The organism is Acetobacter sicerae (genome assembly GCF_011516765.1).
GTDB lineage: Bacteria > Pseudomonadota > Alphaproteobacteria > Acetobacterales > Acetobacteraceae > Acetobacter > Acetobacter sicerae.
Genome location: NZ_JAAABN010000024.1, coordinates 1 through 17,242, shown reverse-complemented (window position 1 = coordinate 17,242; position 17,242 = coordinate 1). Strand labels below are relative to the sequence as shown.

Genomic DNA, 17,242 nt, shown 5'->3' with positions numbered 1-17,242 from the left:
GGCTATCCCCTTTCCTGCACAAGATTCGTCAGATAGCGGACAACTCGCTACGCACAGGTTGCAAATCTTCTTTGTCTCCCCCAGTGACGAAAACCCCTTCACTGTTGAATAAGAACGAATACTCATTTGATTCGAGCAATTCCAGCGCCTCTTCGCGCGTATGATCTGCTGTTGCTTGACAAAAACTTCCCAAAACTGAACGCTTGATGTGACCTATCGCGTTATTGCTTTTGGCAAAGAACTCGGCATTCCCTTCTGGAGGGAGAGCTATAATCTCGAGATCGTCACCATCAGCGTTCGACGATCTCGTCCCAAAGCCAGGGGGATTTTTAAGGTGAATATTTGCCGCCGCCAGTTCCGCGGCTAACTCGCGAGCTTGCGCCGAATTCATCACGCCCGTGATTCTTGATAAAACGGGCTCTACAGCCCCCAGACAAATTCCGGAATCATCAAACACGGTGTATATAGCCATGTCTTTTACTCGAATGTACAAGGTGTAGGCGCTGGACACGGTAGCAATATCAAAAAATTCATCTTCGGAGTTCTCTCCAACTTCGACGAACAACATTGATCCGTGGACATACTTACCAATCTTTGCGCCGGAGTAATGGGCGCGGGCGAGACAATGCATGTGGTGAAATGTTGACCAATCATAGCCATCAGATATGTAGAATCGTCCAAGGCGCGTATCCGGGTTCTGTAAAAGCGTTTTGTCTTTAAGGTGCATTTTTACAAAGAGTAGGGCCATCCACTGAAACAGGCGCTCGGTCCCCTCGCGCTCGACCAACGCGCTTAGACCTGAAAAGCCCTTCCCAAACGCTTCGCTGATTGGTTTTTCAAAATGCTCCGCAAGACCCGTGTTACATTCAGTGCAACACGGGATGGTATAACTTCCATATCGGTGCAGCCTACCGTTCGGAAGCTGAATATTCCCCGAGTGAATATTGACATTCCTCAACAACCAATTTGGTATAACATGCTCTCTATTGAATGGGAATTTACTCGGATGTCGTCCGCATATAAAGCAATGATCGCCCTCACAGATATCAGAAACAAATTTGTCTATACTACAAAATCGTAGGCGACCGGTTTTGTCGTAGATCGACGTGTCAGTGGTGATGGGCATCATGAGATTATGCTGGAGAACTCACAAAATTTCAACAAGATTACAGTGAGTAATGTTTTAACCGAACAATGTTTCACCTACACGTTTGGCATGCTTGTTGCGACCGCAAGCTGAACCGCTCTAAAACTGATGGAAGCCAGTCTTCGAAAGTCGAACATTCATGTCTGTTCTTCGGAATCACATATTGGTGCACCGACGTCCGATATGAGAGGCAAAGTGGCCGCAGGAGTCTGCGCTATTCAAGTCCGCTATGCGGAAAGCGATCGAGGATCGCTGTATTTCCGATATGAGGGCGATTGCCGCCTGTCTGCTCCTGCCCCTTGCGGTCATTGCGTTAAGCTTGGAACACTCAAAATAACAGGTCGGCTGAGGCCGGTTGTGCCAGGAGAGTTGGCACGCGGCTGTGAGAGGCGATCCAGTCGCGGGTGAGGGGGCAGATCCATCCAGTCACCCGAAGAATGGCTTCGTGATCGGCCGCGAGGTGGCGGGTAAATATCGGCTCGTGGTGGGCTATGCGGTTGCGAAACGTCCGTAGATAATCCAGTTGCTGATGCGCCTGCTTTCGACCGAGGCGGGCGTGCGGAAACGCTTTGGCCAGTGCGGGGCGCCACAGGATCATCTCGTAGTTGCTGTTGCCGCCTTTGCCAAGCAGTGCGACCCAGAAGCCAAAGCTGAGCGAGGCCACAACATGGGGTGGATCCGCCTGCCGGTGCTCACGCTGAACGTCGCGTTTGGCACGCAGAATCTGATCCTGGGCTTTGGGATTGAGGCCCGTCAGTCGATTGTCATACCACGCAGGTCCAAATCGGGCGGTTAGTTCCCGGTGCAGGGCGTTGCGCACGGCAATCTCCAGGCCTTGCAGCGGCCCGTAGAAGGCCGCACTAAGGGCTGTATTGCGCGTGTAGAGACGCAGGGCCTTTTCCTGATGGCCGCCAGAGGCCCGGAGATAGGTTGAAAACCGCTCCGGCGACAAGCTTGTCTGCAGCGCCTGGAGAACGGGTTCCGAGAGCGGGAAATTCTTGACCGTCATGACGCTGACGCGTATATCTTGTTTCGTATCTCTCGGATACGCCTCTGTCTTCGGATATGCGCCCGAGGGCACGCACTAAAGGCCCTTCACAGGGCCTTTTTTTATGGTCCTCTACCTAGTTGCGATAAAGGGAATTATCGCAACTAGGTTGGGGGGGAGGGGGGATTTGCTCCAGTCTGGCTCATTTTGGTTGGAAACGGCTGCAAACCGCCAAACGTCTTGTGCTTTTAAGTCGAAAAATGGCTGCAAAATAGTGTTAACCTGATAGCGAGGTGTTAGAGCGGTGCAGATGCCATATTGTTAAGCTGTCGGTCTTCTTCGACTCAGGTTTTCGCTCCCCTTCTCAGTTAAGGGTTCGCTGGTCCAGAAACGGCAGAAATCAGTGCGCAAAGGAAGCACAACGTGGTGGTGGACGATCAGAAAGACCCATGGGGGCTGCCAGCGCAATTTCCAAAAGCGTCGCAAATTTCAGATGCTTACCTGGGAGAATGCGAAAATTTGGTGCGCGATCACTGTAAGGAGATGATGAAACCTTTAGGTGCGGTGCCCGCTGGTCTCGTGTCGGTGATTGCTGGGGTTCTGGTCGGCGCCGGATTTCCCTATTGGTTTCAGGGGAAATCGCTGCAGCTTGGTGTTAACGGTGCCGTGTTCGGAGTGGCAGCTATTATTGGTCTGTTTCTTTGCTTCTGGCTCGAATTTTTACGCTTTTTGCCGGGAGACTATCCAAGCACGGCGGGACAGAGCATCGCGAGATTGAAGGCGTTCTGGAAAGCGGTCGGAGACCGCCATGACCAGCAGGAAGACGATCAGCTCTGCGACGAGCTTCGGGTGTTCATTCGGCATGATCGCGAGCGGACGGCCGAAGCCTTGCGAACGCTGGCGGCCGGACGGCACAGGAATCTTTGGATTGCGACGGTTTCCCAAGCACTCGGGTTGCTTATCCTGACTATTTTTACGGCACAGCTCCTCTCCAAAGCCCACGAAGTGCCTGGCCTCACAGGCCCGCATACCGAAAGCCGTGTGGAGGGAAACCGTCCGTCATGATTGTCAGCCCACATGTCTTTGAAATCTGTCAGGCAAGACCGGTAATCTCCAGACGCGTCCGAGGTGCTGGTCCTTTGAGACATGGCTGAAGCCTGGAGATTGCTCACTGCGGCCCGCGCGCCGCAGGATCTGTCTGACGGGACGGCCAGGACTTACGCCACGTCCTGGCGGGCATTTGTCCAGTCTCACGCTCCTCTGCAGCGATTTCCCGTCGGCGAGCGGGCGCTGACGCAATGGCTGGAAAGGCGGGCCAAAGCGGGTCGCCCGCGCAAAAGTCTGAACGTTGATCGCGCTGCGGTTGTGGCGTGGTGCGCTGCGAACGGTGAGATCCTGGAAGCCATTCCTCTTCCAGAAAGCCAGAAGGTTTGCCCGAAAGCGGCGACGGGGCCATCCGCAGATATGCTGCGGGAAGCAGCACACCGCTGCAAGCCGGATATCGCGGGCGTTCGGGATCGAGCACTTCTCGCACTCGCTGCAGCTCTGAGTCTGGGAGCTGAAGCTCTGGCACGGCTAAGAGTTGAAGACTTTATCGAGACAGCGGATGGGATGACGGTTTCTCTGTTGAGTCCGAGGTCCGGTCGACGGATCGCGAAAAAATTGCGTCGTCGTCGTGACCCCGCCGTCTGTCCGGTGCGGAGTTGGCAGGCATGGCGAGACGGTGGACAACTGCGGTACGGTCACGCGTTTTGTAATGTGAGATCGAGCGGGACTCTCGGTGATCCTCTCAGTGTTCCGGGGATCCGGTTCGTGCTTGAGCGGGCCCTTGGGAAAACCACTCCTTCTTCGCGGCGTAAAAAACCGTCGTCTTTCGTCGCCAGCCCGAGCAGACCGCCTCAACAGGCGGAACGGTCTCTAGGAGAGACATCCGTAGACTGGATCCGGACCACGGTAACGGTAAGTGGTCCTACTGCGGTGGTTGAGCGGTTCGTGGCTTCGGCACGAGGGTCTGGCACCATCCCCTGGCGTGTGGATTTTGAGTATGAACAGGCGCGGCTCCTTGCCCCAATGGCTTCTATAGGGCCCCAGGCTGCCATTCTGGCGCGCCTGCTGCGGGAAACTTCCGAGCGACTATATCGTATTGGCGAGCGGCGGCGCGCATCTGGCGACCAGTCCTGTCCGTTTGATCTTTATCGTCTAGTACCGGTTCCTGACAGAATGCTCGAGGCGGGTGAGGATTCAACGGAGGCGCTTACGTGGTTGCAGGCTAACTGGGGGACGCTAAGGCCGCTGCGGCATGTCTCGGTCCGTGCTCTCCCGGATCGCCGCGCTCGACGTCATGTGAAGGTCATGTACGAATTCTGGTCGGCAGACTGGAGCCCGTGGCAGGCATTTGTCCGTCTGCAATCCGAGTGGCGCGAACTCGTTTTCGATATCCGTCCCCATTATGATTTCGTGAACAAGCCGGGGGGACAGTGATGCCCTCTAATTTAAATTATGACGGGACAACAGCGGCGCAGTCTGGGACGCGTTCCCCGCTTCCCGAATTTCATGTGGAGGGGTTTGATGGTCCTCTCGACCTGTTGCTTGATCTTGCGGAGCGGCAGCGGATTAATCTTGGGGGGATTTCTGTTGCCATGCTCGCGGAGCAGTTTGTTGTCGAAGCAGAGAGGCTGGCGCAAACGACACCCCTTATGAAACGGGCTGAATGGCTCATCTGGGTGACCAGATTGGTGTTTTTGCGCTCCAGATTGTTGTTCGCCTCTCAGGTTGAGCAGACACATGCCGAAAGGGAAGCTTATCGCACGGTCGCCCATCTCGACGAACTTTTGCGTATCCGGGCCGCAGCGTCCTGGCTGGAGGAACGTCCGCAACTCGGAGTGGCGACATTTCCGCGGGGATGCAGTGATCTGGCTAATGTACCCCGGGGGCGGCAGGCATCGTATTTCGGGCTGATGGAGGCCTGTCTCGGCGTTCTTGAGCGCGAACTGGCCCGTTTTGAAGAGTGTGATCCGATATATACGATCAATGTACCTGCGTATTGGACGATAACGGCCGCCCTCGCACGTATCCGGGAAAAGTTATCTGATGGGACGTTCCAGAGTATCTGGCGTGATTGCATACCGTTAAAGCCGGCAGAAGACATGCGCAGCCGGAAAGCGGCGATCGCTGGCGCTTTTGTAGCAGGACTTGAACTGTTGAGGCAGGGTGAACTCACGACCGAGGGAGTGACGTTCTCGGAGGAGTAAGACACGGAAGACGAGAAAGGTCGTTCACCCTCCCAATGCGTCTCCGTACCCCGGTATGAAACATGTGGGCGCCATATTCTATCGCGCTTGCCTTGTGGGGGACGGTTTCCTCCTACTTGAGGGTCGTAAATTATCGTCGCATTTATATATCAAAAATGATATATAAAACAGATAAAATGAACATAAGAGATCATATATGATAAGCTATCTGTTACCGAGAACGGCGGTTGAGGTGCATGATGAGATAGCGGTATCGGCTCGTGCGCGCCGGCTGGCGAAGAACATCACGCAGGAAGACCTTGCTGAGCAATCGGGAGTGGCCATAGCAACGCTTAGAAGATTTGAAAACGGGGGAACTGTGAGTTTGGCGACGCTGCTAGCCATAGCTGAGGCGCTCGGGACACTTGACGCTTTTTCTGACCTTTTTCCCATGCCAGAGGCATCTTCGCTGGATGAGTTGGATAAGTTTAGTCAGCTCCGTCGACGCGCAGCGAAACAGAGGACGCGATGATTGAAAGACTTTCTGTTGCGCTGGATTTCGGCGAGGGAGAAAAGTCTCTACAGGTGGGACAGTTTGGCCGCGATCCTGAGCGTCGAAACATAGCTTTCGAGTGGGATGCTGGGTTTGCTGCAAGTCCTCTTCCTCTCTCTCCAGTGCTTTGTCGGTCGTATGATCAGTTGTTGAGACCAAACGGCGGTCGGGGTGCAAGTCTTCCTTCTCTGTTTGAAGATAGTCTCCCTGATGGTTGGGGACGTCTCCTGCTTGATAGGGAAATTGCAGCGAGAGGTATCAGTCGAACCAAAATCGGTGATATCGAGCGCCTCGCTTATGTCGGGCGCTATGGTAGCGGGGCCCTGACGTATGCCCCGGAAACAGACAATCTTCCGAATGAGAGCATTGATCTGGGCTGGTTCGAAGAGATCATACCGCAAGTGGTGAATGGGGCGTCCGCCGCAGATCTTTCGCGGCTCCGCGTCATGTCGGGTGGCAGTCAGGGCGCGCGGCCCAAGTTTGTCGCGCAGATCAATGACGATATGCATTCCTTACGCGATTACCGCCTGCCGCTTGCTTCCGGCTGGACTCAGGTATTGATCAAAGGGCGTGCATCATCTGATCCGGTCGGGACAGTGGAAGCCGAGATCGCCTACGGCATTCTCATGAGAGAAGCAGGCATCAACGTTTGTCGAATGTTCCCGCTGGAAGGTCATAAAGAGCGATTTTTGGGCACTGTTCGGTTCGATCGTCCGGGCCGAGGCCGCTTACATATGTCTACAGTGGCGGGATTGCTTGATACCGGTATGCAGCACGGTGTGGTCGATTACGTTGATCTCATCAAGCTTGCCAAACTTATGTGTCGGCGGATTGATGTAGTCGAGGAAATTTTTAGACGTATGGTATTTAACGTGCGGGCATTGAACCGGGACGATCATGTTCGAAATCATGCGTTTCTCATGAATGCGGCTGGTGAATGGTCGCTGGCTCCCGCCTATGATGTGTCGTTTTCCGCAGGCCCCGGTGGCGAGCATTCGATATCGATCACTGGCGATGGGCGTTACCCGGGCAAGATTGCCATTAATGAAGTGGCGCGGGTCGCAGGCATCAAGCCTGTTCGAAGAGACCAGATTATTGATGCGGTCGACAGTGCCCTTTGCTCATGGGAAGAGATCGCTGGAAATTGTGGCGTACCGGATTTTCTGATTGAAGACATTGGCAGTGAAATGGTCATTGCCCGAGGATGGAAATGAAATGCTGTAGGAAAGAAGAGATTTTTAGACATAAATCGTATACGGGGGAATATCTTTGAGTTAATTATAAAAAATAACACCCAAACAACGAGAGCTAGTGTTTACTTCGCGCGCCACCGTTTCATTAAGCTCGCTCAGAAAATCGGTCGTAAGCCGTAATTTTAACAGGGCTTACCTCAACATCGCGGCGATATATTTTTGTTTGTAGAAAGCTCGCTTCAGTCTGAATGTCTTGCTCGGAAACATCAATAAACCAAGCACGTGGAAAACCATTATTGTCACCGTTCCAGCGGTAACCGCGGGACTTGAGATCTTCCTTGAATTCGAACGGTGCGCCGTCAGCCCATATGCGCCATGTTGGTTTTCGAGCCTTTTCGAGTAATTGGAACAGGGCATTGGAACCAGATACAGGCAGAGGATGGGCTAATATTTCCAATGCAGCCAGGCAATCGTTCACGGCTCGATGGCGATCGTAAAAGAAGCCACATTCTGTCGCAAGGTAAGCAAGCTTTGTTCCTTCGTATCCCTCTGAAACCCAGTCAATTTCTGACATTGAGCAAGCCCAGGGCTTTGAAGAAAACGAAGGACAAAATCGTTCAAGAAATTTCCGATCAAAAGCCGCATTGTGTGCGATCACAATTGCTGCAGATTGTGAAAACTTCGCAACGTCATCGGGATTAATGTAATGACCAGCAACCATAGAGTCGGTGATGCCTGTCAATGCGCTTACAGGAGGTGGGATGGGGTGTGACGGCTCACGAAGTTGCTCAAATGCGTTGCCGACTTCGGTGATAATGCCATCAAGTGAATAACAGAATGGGACCATAGCAAGTTCAATGATTTCATCTTTTGTCGGATCGAGGCCTGTTGTTTCGACGTCAACGAATAGTCCACGCCGGATGTTCTGTTCTGGTATTCCGGTGATGGGCCTTCGCGGAGTGAGACGACGAAGGACCCGATAGTCATCGCTTGTCCCTAAAAGTGCGGTCGCAGCTTCCAAGGCGGACGTGTTGGACTCAGACATCAATTTTTGTCCGATGTTACTGGATTTTGTGAGGTAATATTTATATGCGCTCTCTGGCCTTTTTTATGAAACCAGAGCTCCCTGATCTTTGCATCGTCGCTTTTCGGGAGTGGGTTTGCTTCTCGCACTTTAAAGGTCGTCGGCAAATTGACCGATATTCCGAAAACGAGCGCGTGTTGCTTGGGCAGAGAAGGCAGTCATTTCAAAACTGCGTCTGAAATAAAGGGCGTCATTTGTCTAATTTGAGAAAGATCGTCTGGATTTTGAATACGATGGATAACAAAATTCGAACATTGCGATAGAACTGTTTTTGACAGTTCGCTCGGTCGCTGCGATGCGACCAAAACGAAAAGACCGTATTTACGCCCTTCTTTAGCAATACGTTCGTAAATTTTGCCGGCATCGATTGCGTAGCGAGATGTCTTCTCTGAGATATACCGATGTGCTTCTTCAAGAAGTAGATGGATAGGAAATCGGTTCCGGGGATCAGCTTTCCGTAATAATCTGAGTGTCATTCTTGCCAGTACGGACGCTACGAGTTCGACGACTTCGTCTTCTACGGCGTTCATATCCACAATAACAATCTGATTTTTTTTGATCCAGCCGTCTCCTTCGGCTTCTAGTCCTAAAAGGTCAGCCAGAAATTTATCCTGCGAAAGTGCAGTCCCTCCACTCAGGGCATTGTGGCGCAGGAATGCGTATTCGGGCCGCTCTTCCAGAGATTTAAACCGTGTTAACATTTGAGCGCAATAATCTCGAATCTGCCTGTTACCGTGTGCCTCTTCGTAAAGTATAGCGAGGTCAAGATCATCTCCCAATGCAGAAAACTCAAATGGAAGATTTGAATAGGCCGGAAGTTTTAGGTCATCAATAAGGAAGCCACCGCCCTTCTCATTACCACAAATATATTCTGATAGACCTTTTGTATCTGCCATCTGGCCAAAACTAATTTTTATATAAGGCTCTATTTTTTTGTGTTTATCTCGGCGGTGTAGAAGCGCTGTAGGCTCAGGACTCATAGCCAGAACAAGACGGTTGCGGCGAGGCAGACTGCGGAGAAGAAGACGGTCGGGCATCTGTCATAGCGTGTTGCGACCCGTCTCCAGTCCTTGAGTCTGCCGAACATGATCTCGATACGGTGGCGTCTTTTGTATTTCCGTTTGTCGTATTTGACCGGTTTTGCACGAGATTTTCGACCAGGAATACAGGGTTTGATCCCTTTCTCCTCCAGGGCCTCTCTGAACCAGTCAGCGTCGTAGCCCCGGTCTGCCAGCATCCATTCGGCTGATGGGAGACTGTCCAGAAGGGCAGCGGCACCAGTATAATCACTGATCTGACCTGCTGTCATGAAGAAGTTGAGCGGACGTCCGTTCCGGTCAGTGACAGCATGCAGCTTCGTATTCATCCCGCCTTTGGTCCGCCCGATCAAACGGCCTGGGCCCCCTTTTTTAACCGCAGGCTCGAAGCCGTGCGATGGGCCTTGAGATAGGTCGCATCAATCATGATTGTCTGAGGCTCTGCCTTGCCAGTAGCCAATCCCTCCATCATGCGGATGAAGATCCCCATAGCACTCCAGCGCTTCCAGCGGTTGTAGAGCGTCTTGTGTGGACCGTATTCCCGGGGGGCATCACGCCAGCGCAGACCATTTCTGTTCACGAAAATGATCCCACTCAACACACGACGGTCATCAACGCGAGGTTTGCCATGGCTCTTCGGGAAAAAGGGCCGCAGACGATCCATCTGTTCCTCGGTCAGCCAATACAGGTCACTCATCTTCAGTCTCCTCACAGAGGCTGAATCAGATTTCCGCAATCAAATCAATGGGTCCTGAGCCTACGTTTGTCTGCCGCCTGCGAGCCCGTTTCCTTCTGAACCTCAGGCTGTAACTCCGTGACGACTTCAGGCTTGGCCTCTGGACTGACAGGAAGGCTGCTTACCGCGGCCTGTTCGTTTATTCTTTGTTCGTCGCATTGGGATTCGATGTTTGCTCATTCATGGTGATATGCCTCGTATGAGTGAGTGAAAATAGGCGAATCTATTGGGGCTGACTGCGAACATCGCGAGACTGACCGACCGAACAGTCGGCCCCTTCATCACCTCAAAACAGCGTTTCGAGGCGCGTCTTCACCTCGTCGAACCATCCCTTGCCGCTTTTGCCACCAGCCGACTTTTGCTCAATGGACTTCACCTGATCGAAGATGGGTTTGAAATCCGCCTTCTTGCCATAACCCAGGATCTGCGCCATCTCGATCTCCGTGCGCACGGACGACAGCAAGGTGCTGAGCTCCTCGTTCTGCTTGGCATCGCGCTTGTCGGTCTCGGCCAGCTTTTCAGCTTTTGCAATCGCGGCTTCAGCCCGTAGCACGGGCAGAGGAAAGGCGACCGAGGTCACCACCAGCGTGTTCAGTGCTCGGGCGAGTTCCGCCTTGGCGTCGTCGATCTTGCCGCTGTCGATGAGCCGTGCGGCCGACTTGATCGCTGCCGGGTACGTTGCCATCGGCAGGTTGTCGGTTTCGATCACGATTTCGCTGGCCAGATTGGCGACGATGGGCCGGGCCTTTTGCACCTCGCCATCACCCAACAACTCCCGAGACAACTTGACCGCTTTCTTCACCGTTTCCACGTTGGCGTAGATATCGTGGGTGATGACGCGTACATCGACCGGCGCCAAAGCAAGTTTGGCGTCGCGTGCCAATACCAGTTCCAGCTTTCCGCTGGCCAGTTCCAGCGCAGCGAGCGCCTCCTTGGTCTTGTTTGCATCAAGGAGTGTCAAAGCCTCCTGGGTCTTGGTGAGCGCCGTGATGGCGTCCTGAGTGAGCTCAGCACGCTTTTTTTCGGCTTCCCGGGCGGCCTTGTCATCTACCTGTGGCTGCGCCGCCTTGGATGCGGCAGAGGGTGCTGCAGCACCTGGGCTAGAACCTGCCGCCGATTGGGCCTGAGCCGGTCCGCTAAGTCCGACGACGACCGCCAGGGCAAGTGCGGAGAAGGTTGATTGGGGCTGTTTGATATTCATGATCTTGGGCTCCTAATTAAAGTTAGTTGACTGAGATTTCAATCTGTTTCGGTTTGGCTTGCTCGGCCTTGACAAGCCGCACTTCCAGCGCGCCGTCTTTCATCGAAGCCGTCACCTTGGTCGAATCAAGGTTGTCAGGCAAGACAACGTTGCGCACAAAGTGACCTGCCACTGAACTTTCATCCAGCGGCGATTAGAGTCTCGACGTAGCCATTCTGCATGGGCTTTCCGGGCGCGATGTAGTGCCACTCGACGCGATGATCCTTCGACCAGGCGAGGATCGCGTTCGAGGTGAACTCCGTGCCGTGGTCGGAGACGATCATGCCCGGCTTGCCGCGTCGGGAGATCAGGTCCGTCAGCTCACGAGCAACGCGGCGACCGGAGATCGACGTGTCCGGGATCGCTGCCAGGCATTCGCGCGTCACGTCATCGACGATGTTGAGCACACGGAAGCGCCGCCCGCAGGCGAACTGATCGTGCACGAAGTCCAGCGACCAGCGCGCGTTCGCCCTTGCCTCGACCAGGATCGGCGCCCGCGTGCCCACCGCGCGTCGCCGCGCCCGGCGCTTGCGCACCGTCAGGCCCTCCTCGCGGTAGAGCCGGTAGATGCGGTTGACGCCAGACGTCTCGCCCTCCCGCCGCAGCAGGACGAACAGGCGCCGGTAGCCGAAACGCCGGCGCTCGTTTGCGAGGTCACGCAGCTTGCCGCGCAACTCCGTCTCGGCCCATGGAAACATCTCATTTCCCCGAGCGCATGCAGCTGGCCGTCATCACGTCGTCTTTCTTGCAATTGTCACACCCGTCCACGCCGGAGGATGAGAGGCGGGGAAGGATTCGAGCGAGGCTTCGAGGACCGGATCGAAACTCTCCCTGTCGCTGGTAGACGGGTCGGCCGTGCTCTCATGCTGGACGCCTCTTGAGAGGCGGCGATCGGGGCGGAACGGGACCCGGAAGGCTCCCGGGGCATCGACGCCCCTGTGCAGCCGGTGGCGCGTCTCACCCGCCCAAGGGTTCGCCATCCGGGCTCCCCCAGCGTCCTCGCGCACGACATAATGCCAGTCCTGCCTCTCTGCGAAGTCCACGGCGCTGTCGCGATCCGGAAACTTCAGCCGGATCGGACGATAGGGATCGCCGCTGGACGTGTATCCCATCAGCGGCTCGATCTGCGGCGGCGGGGACGGCTCGAACTCGAGGACCCAGTAGTTGGGCCGAGGCGCCGATGTCATCGCGGAACGGGCAGGACGGTAGATGATTGCCGTCGGCACGTCCCAGGATGGCAGATCGGTTCCGGGAATTTTCGGCGGGAATGGTGGGCGATTATGGCCGCGCATATCAGTTCTCCCGGGTGTCGGTGGATACGAGAAGGTGACGTTCGAGATCGTCGAGTTTTTCCATTCGCCTTGAGTTCAGGCGAACGGCGCGTTCGGTGTTCTGCGAAGGAAAGGCAGCAGCGTGCAGGACGTCCGACCGCATCGCTATCGTGAGATCGGCGACGGCATTCATCACGCCCTCTCCGTCCCCGTCCGAGAGCGTGCCGTCAGCAAAACCGGACTGCAAGCTCTCCAGTACCTGCTCGAAGCTGGACACGACCCCTGCACTCGCGACCACAGCCAGCTTGTGGCTGAGAACACGCAGTTCATCGATCAGCTTCGCATCGTGCCTTGCGGTTTCCACGATCTCTGCGACCTTCTCGATGCAGGCCATGTAAATGTCGCATTGCTGCTGGAGGATGATGACCCTTCCTTCCTTGCGAAGCTCGAGATCGGTCTGGCGATTGAGAAGCGCCGCGGTCAGAATGATCGTCACGACCGCGCCGAGGAAGATGAGCGTCATCTCCTGCGCGAAAGGCAGTATGTCTTCGGCAAGATACATCGAACGAAAAACGAAAACGATGCCGATGCCCAAGGCAGCGGTCGCAGCAGCATATGCCAAGTCAGGCAGGCGGTTCGACATCAGCACCTCGCATTTTCGGTGTCAGGTGGCATGCACGGCTTTGCATCGGCGTCCGGCGCCTCTGCGTCCCGGTGCCGCAGGAAGATTGGCGTCGGACCGCTGCCGAACGGATTGAAGCCAGTGCTCAGGCAACGGTCGAAGATCGTTTTGTCCCATCGGGTGAAATCGTCCTCCTCGCCGGCAAGTCGCCCGTCATCCACCACAGGGCACCTCACGCCTTTGCCGATGGGGGAGCGTCATCGAAGGCCGCACCGTCCGAACGATCCGCCTTGCGAAGCCGTAGCCCGAGGAGGATCATCATCACCCCGAAGACCGCGGCGTAGAAGCCGATCAGCCAGCCGAGCGCGAGGAAGCTTTCGACCGGGCGCGTCAGCAGCATCCAGGTCACGACGACACCGAGAACGACCGAGAGAAGGCCGCTCAGGATCAGCCAGATTTCGCCGTTGATTTCCTTTCGCAGGCGGATCGCTGCCGCGATCTCGAGGGCACCCGAGAACACGGACCAGAATGCGATGCTGGCCCAGAGGAATGTCGCAAGCACAAGCGTCGTGACAAAAGGCGAGACAACCACGACGACGCCCGTGGCGATGCCCAGAATGCCGCTGAACATCAGCCAGCCCCAGCGTTTGCCCTTGCGGATGTTACGTATCGCGGCGACGAGGCCGAACACGCCGTCGGCAAAGGCGAACGCGCCGAAGACCAGCGTGAGCGCCAGAAGCGATTCCGCAGGCATGACGAAGGCTAGCACTGCGATGATCAATGCGAGCACGCCGCGTAACACGAATGCCCACCAATTCCGGGACAGGCTGCACAGCATGTCCTGCATCTTATCAGTCGGGTTTTCAGAGGCTATGGTCATTGGTCGATCTCCTATTCAGTTCCATGTCAGGTATCGGAGCCGGCCTCCTCGCCGGTCAGGGCGGCGGCCACGCGGCGGCGATCCTCGATCGGCTGAGGCAGACGCCGCGTGTGAGCGATTTCCCGTTCGATGGGCGCGCGGCCTGATGGATCTCTGACCAACCCGGCTTCGGCAAGCCTCGCGCGTAGTGTCGCGCCCGCATTTTCTGCGATCTCGGCGACCATTGTCTCGGTCAGGCCGAAAAGGTCTGCCGTCTCCGCGATCGTAGCGTTGTCGAGGTGGAGCCGATAGAGAACGCGGCGTTCGACCGACGGAAGATCGGCGATTGCCCGGTGCAGCACCATGGCGATCTTATGCCGATCCGCTTGGCTCTCGGGGTCTGTGCCGCCGTCGTCGGCGAGGAGGTCCTCCAGCATCAGCACTTCGTCGGGCTGCTAGAACTCGAACATCGCCTGATCCGCCTCGGTCGGATCCTCCGCCGGGGCCTCGGGTTCCGCCTCGATGGAGGCGGCATCCTCAGGCGCGGCGCGCGGCGCGCGCCTCGGCCTCGATGGTCTCGAAAGCCAGTTTCAGCAGCCAGTCGCCTATGGAAAACTCGGTGGGCCGCTGCTCGAACCTTTCCAGTCCCTTGAGGATCGTCGTCCCGATCAGCCCGATGTCCGAAGCGATCATGGGTATTCTTCCTCCGGCTGCATGACAAACAGGTTAGACTGCCCTCTATCCAAGGTGCAACGCACGCAGCATATATGCTTGCACAATAAATGGAACGGCTTATCTTGATGGGCGGTCTCCGAACCGACGTCCGGCCGGCCACGTTGCCCGACCGGACGTCGGTTCGGGCATCGATCAGCTACAGGAGGCCAGCAATGCTCTATCCGACATATCTGCGCCGCAGCGATCCTTTTGCGCTGATGCGCTCCATGATGCGCGATCTGGACCGCGGTTTCTGGCCGCCGTCCCGCGCGGCGTTCCCGACGGTGAATGTGTGGCAAGGCTCTGAGGCCGTTGCCGTCACCGCTGAACTTGCGGGTATCGAACCGGGTGATATCGAGATTTCGGTCAAAGACCACGTCCTGACGCTGTCGGGCGAACGCAAGGCGCCCGAGGTTCCCGACGGTGCGCGCTGGCACCGCAACGAACGCGGTGGCGCCTGAAAACCAAAGGAGACCATATCATGCAGATTAAAGACCTCATTCCCTGGGCGCGCAAGGACGGCGCGCCAGAATCCAAAAGTAGCGAAGGCAACCCGATCGCGACGCTCCAGCGAGATATGAACCATGTGTTCGAGAGTTTCTGGAACCGGGTCGGTCATTTCGAATGGCCCTTTGGCAGTGGCGAGGCGAAATCCGACGTGGTTGAGACCGACAAGACGATCGAAGTGTCGATCGAGTTGCCTGGCATCGAGATGAAGGACATCGAGGTGACGGTCAACGACGACATGTTGACTGTGAAGGGGGAGAAGAAGATCGAGCGCCAGGAGGAGAAGAAAGGATACTATCTCTCCGAGCGCAGCTACGGCGCGATCTACCGCACAATTCCGCTCCCCCCCGGTGTGGATGGCGAAAAGGCGCAAGCATCCTTCAAGAACGGGGTTCTAACGATCAAGCTACCCCAAACCCCCGAGGCGCAGGCTAAGGTCAAGCGCATCGAGGTCAAGAACGGCTGATTTGCCACATTGGGTGTCGCCGGTTTGCGGCGTCCGCTCAGCTCCGTTTGATATCACGCCGTCGGGTGAGCCCCGGGGAGCCTGTTTCTCCGGGGCGGCTTTCGAGGGGGAATGATGAAAGACCTGAAACGATCCGGGCTAACCCGTGAACAATGGTCGGCGATGACGCTCTACGAGAAGTTCGAACAGGTCGTCATTTTCGTCCTCAGCGCCATCATTGCGGTTATCGTCGTGGCGTCGGTTTGGGCGCTGATGCGCGAGGTCGTGAACCGGTTGGTCTTGGGAGCGTTCGACACGCTCGATTACGCCACCTTCCAGGTGGTGTTCGGAATGATCTTCACCGTTGTAATTGCGCTCGAGTTCAAGCGCTCCCTTCTTGTGGCGACAGAACGCAGCTTCGGCGTTCTCCAGGTCCGCACGATCGTGCTGATCGCGCTCCTCGCGATCGCGCGCAAATTTATCATCCTCGACCTTGGCGAGACGGAGCCAGCCAAGATTGCCGCCCTCGCGGGCGCGGCTCTTGCGCTCGGAGCAGTCCACTGGCTGGTGCGCGATCAGGACCGGCGCGAAGAGCCCGGTGCTAAAAATGCCGAAGGCGATCAATGAGCCGAAGCGTTTTCGTTCGACTTGTTTCATCAACCTCTGCCGCACTCATCATCTTAATTGTTTAGCAGAAATTTTTTATCATGCCGAGCGTTGCGCTGGTCGGTTTGCCGAGCCACGCGCCGTCGCTTCCCGCGGAGACTTGGCGGCGTTTGACCTGCCACTGAACTTTCATCCAGCGGCGATTAGAGTCTCGACCGTTTCTGTTACGCCGTTGGGCGCAGGTTGAGCAACGGGCGGAGACGCGAAGCCCTTATCGAGCGAAGCGTCGGAGCCGGTTGCGGTAACGGTTCCGGCGAAGGCCGCCGGGGTCTGGTATCCGAGCGAGGAGTGCGGTCTCGCGGTGTTGAAGTCCTGCCTCCATTCGGCGATGGCGCTGCGGGCGTGGTCGAGGCCGAAGAACAGGCTCTCGTTCAAGAGCTCATCGCGCATCCGGCCGTTGATGGGGTGGACGGCCCCTGCACCCGGCATCGGCGTGCCATAGTGGCCGCGGTGTGGTCCACTTTGAGCAGGAGCCGTCCCCATGCAGATTAGCATTGTTGGCCTCGACATCGCCAAGCAGGTCTTTCAGGTCCACGCGGCAGATGCCGAGGGTCTCCAATCATGGCGTTGGCGGCATCCAGAATGGGCTTTGTCGAGCGATAGTTCCGGTCCAGCGTCACGACGCGCGCCGGGGGATCGAAAGACGCCGGAAAATCAAGAATGTTGCGCACGGTCGCCGCCCGGAAGGCATAAATGCTCTGCGCGTCATCGCCCACCACCGTCAGCCCGCTCCCGTCGGGCTTCATCCCGAGCAGGATGTCCGCCTGCAGCCGGTTGGTGTCCTGATACTCGTCAACCAGCACATGATCCCATTTGCCGCCAATATCAGCGGCCAGAACGGGGTCGTTTGCGGGAGGGGGCGAAATCCTACGTTAAGGCTTTGGCCAGCGATATTCTCCGGTGAGATTGATGTGCTCCCATCCGAGCGGAGAGACGTGGGCCAAGAGATC

The 17,242-nt window shown here is 56.2% G+C and carries 20 protein-coding genes and 3 pseudogenes; 8 read left to right on the top strand and 15 right to left on the bottom strand.

All coding sequences use genetic code 11. From position 1 onward, the window contains the following. Positions 1-28: 28 nt before the first annotated feature. Both GVI59_RS16325 and GVI59_RS16320 read right to left on the bottom strand, forming a co-directional pair. Positions 29-1,129 (bottom strand): hypothetical protein, encoded by a 1,101-nt coding sequence (locus GVI59_RS16325; protein WP_173575148.1) that lies wholly within the window; start codon positions 1,127-1,129, stop codon positions 29-31. 346 nt (positions 1,130-1,475) lie between these two features. Then, the gene (locus GVI59_RS16320) at positions 1,476-2,156 is read right to left on the bottom strand and encodes an Abi family protein (protein WP_061490152.1); all 681 of its coding nucleotides are present in this window, start codon (positions 2,154-2,156) and stop codon (positions 1,476-1,478) included. 402 nt (positions 2,157-2,558) lie between these two features. Between GVI59_RS16320 and GVI59_RS16315 the strand changes: the two genes are divergently transcribed. From GVI59_RS16315 to GVI59_RS16295, 5 genes are all read left to right on the top strand, one after another. Beyond that, positions 2,559-3,200, top strand: coding sequence for a hypothetical protein (locus GVI59_RS16315; protein WP_173575147.1), 642 nt, complete (start codon positions 2,559-2,561; stop codon positions 3,198-3,200). Between the two features lie 81 nt (positions 3,201-3,281). Then, positions 3,282-4,616, top strand: coding sequence for a transposase (locus GVI59_RS16310; protein WP_173575146.1), 1,335 nt, complete (start codon positions 3,282-3,284; stop codon positions 4,614-4,616). Beyond that, complete coding sequence (locus GVI59_RS16305) at positions 4,616-5,386, top strand: segregation and condensation protein A (protein ID WP_061276456.1); 771 nt, start codon at positions 4,616-4,618, stop codon at positions 5,384-5,386. Before GVI59_RS16310 ends, GVI59_RS16305 begins: the two co-directional genes overlap by 1 nt. A gap of 196 nt (positions 5,387-5,582) precedes the next feature. Next, entirely contained in the window at positions 5,583-5,897 is a 315-nt protein-coding gene (locus GVI59_RS16300; protein ID WP_242013173.1) for a helix-turn-helix domain-containing protein, read from the top strand. Beyond that, on the top strand, positions 5,894-7,132 hold the full coding sequence (locus tag GVI59_RS16295) for a type II toxin-antitoxin system HipA family toxin (protein WP_082770914.1): 1,239 nt from the start codon (positions 5,894-5,896) through the stop codon (positions 7,130-7,132). The genes GVI59_RS16300 and GVI59_RS16295 overlap by 4 nt, the downstream gene beginning before the upstream one ends. A gap of 124 nt (positions 7,133-7,256) precedes the next feature. Here the strand turns inward: GVI59_RS16295 and GVI59_RS16290 are convergent, their stop codons facing one another. The 11 genes and pseudogenes from GVI59_RS16290 to GVI59_RS18810 form a co-directional block, all read right to left on the bottom strand. Beyond that, positions 7,257-8,156 carry a 3'-5' exonuclease gene (locus GVI59_RS16290; RefSeq protein ID WP_173575145.1) on the bottom strand — a complete coding sequence of 300 codons (900 nt, stop codon included), beginning with the start codon at positions 8,154-8,156 and terminating at the stop codon, positions 7,257-7,259. Between the two features lie 197 nt (positions 8,157-8,353). Next, positions 8,354-9,232, bottom strand: coding sequence for an ATP-binding protein (locus tag GVI59_RS16285; RefSeq protein ID WP_198912171.1), 879 nt, complete (start codon positions 9,230-9,232; stop codon positions 8,354-8,356). Next, a protein-coding gene (locus tag GVI59_RS16280; RefSeq protein WP_173575144.1) for an IS5 family transposase occupies positions 9,172-9,929 on the bottom strand; the annotation gives its coding sequence in 2 pieces (ribosomal slippage) (positions 9,172-9,608 and positions 9,608-9,929; 759 coding nt in all). The genes GVI59_RS16285 and GVI59_RS16280 overlap by 61 nt, the downstream gene beginning before the upstream one ends. Before the next feature lie 325 nt (positions 9,930-10,254). Then, a complete protein-coding gene (yfdX1, locus tag GVI59_RS16275; protein ID WP_173575143.1) occupies positions 10,255-11,169 on the bottom strand; it encodes a heat resistance protein YfdX1 in 915 nt (304 codons plus the stop codon). A gap of 22 nt (positions 11,170-11,191) precedes the next feature. Further along, a pseudogene (locus tag GVI59_RS19415) lies at positions 11,192-11,335 on the bottom strand (Hsp20/alpha crystallin family protein); the annotation flags it as partial. 31 nt (positions 11,336-11,366) lie between these two features. Further along, positions 11,367-11,891: pseudogene (locus tag GVI59_RS16265) on the bottom strand (DDE-type integrase/transposase/recombinase); the annotation flags it as partial. 48 nt (positions 11,892-11,939) lie between these two features. Then, positions 11,940-12,500: an NADH dehydrogenase ubiquinone Fe-S protein 4 gene (locus GVI59_RS16260; protein WP_173575142.1), complete on the bottom strand. Its 561-nt coding sequence runs from the start codon at positions 12,498-12,500 to the stop codon at positions 11,940-11,942. A 1-nt stretch (position 12,501) separates the two neighbouring features. Continuing rightward, positions 12,502-13,122, bottom strand: a complete 621-nt coding sequence (locus tag GVI59_RS16255; RefSeq protein ID WP_173575141.1) for a hypothetical protein — start codon at positions 13,120-13,122, stop codon at positions 12,502-12,504. Between the two features lie 211 nt (positions 13,123-13,333). Further along, positions 13,334-13,981: an HdeD family acid-resistance protein gene (locus GVI59_RS16250; RefSeq protein ID WP_173575140.1), complete on the bottom strand. Its 648-nt coding sequence runs from the start codon at positions 13,979-13,981 to the stop codon at positions 13,334-13,336. A gap of 26 nt (positions 13,982-14,007) precedes the next feature. Continuing rightward, complete coding sequence (locus GVI59_RS18815; protein ID WP_198912170.1) at positions 14,008-14,325, bottom strand: hypothetical protein; 318 nt, start codon at positions 14,323-14,325, stop codon at positions 14,008-14,010. A 172-nt stretch (positions 14,326-14,497) separates the two neighbouring features. Continuing rightward, positions 14,498-14,653, bottom strand: coding sequence for a hypothetical protein (locus GVI59_RS18810; protein ID WP_198912169.1), 156 nt, complete (start codon positions 14,651-14,653; stop codon positions 14,498-14,500). Positions 14,654-14,847: 194 nt separating this feature from the next. Here GVI59_RS18810 and GVI59_RS16240 point away from each other — a divergent pair, with 194 nt between their 5' ends. The 3 genes from GVI59_RS16240 (at position 14,848) to GVI59_RS16230 (ending at position 16,253) form a co-directional block, all read left to right on the top strand. Further along, a complete protein-coding gene (locus GVI59_RS16240) occupies positions 14,848-15,135 on the top strand; it encodes an Hsp20/alpha crystallin family protein (RefSeq protein WP_198912168.1) in 288 nt (95 codons plus the stop codon). A 20-nt stretch (positions 15,136-15,155) separates the two neighbouring features. After that, positions 15,156-15,647 (top strand): Hsp20/alpha crystallin family protein, encoded by a 492-nt coding sequence (locus GVI59_RS16235; RefSeq protein ID WP_067253576.1) that lies wholly within the window; start codon positions 15,156-15,158, stop codon positions 15,645-15,647. 111 nt (positions 15,648-15,758) lie between these two features. Continuing rightward, positions 15,759-16,253, top strand: coding sequence for a phosphate-starvation-inducible PsiE family protein (locus GVI59_RS16230; protein WP_456304146.1), 495 nt, complete (start codon positions 15,759-15,761; stop codon positions 16,251-16,253). 168 nt (positions 16,254-16,421) lie between these two features. Here GVI59_RS16230 and GVI59_RS16225 read toward each other — a convergent pair. Both GVI59_RS16225 and GVI59_RS16220 read right to left on the bottom strand, forming a co-directional pair. Beyond that, a pseudogene (locus tag GVI59_RS16225) lies at positions 16,422-16,736 on the bottom strand (integrase core domain-containing protein); the annotation flags it as partial. Between the two features lie 44 nt (positions 16,737-16,780). Then, positions 16,781-17,095, bottom strand: coding sequence for a UvrD-helicase domain-containing protein (locus GVI59_RS16220; RefSeq protein WP_408736627.1), 315 nt, complete (start codon positions 17,093-17,095; stop codon positions 16,781-16,783). Positions 17,096-17,242: the final 147 nt, after the last annotated feature.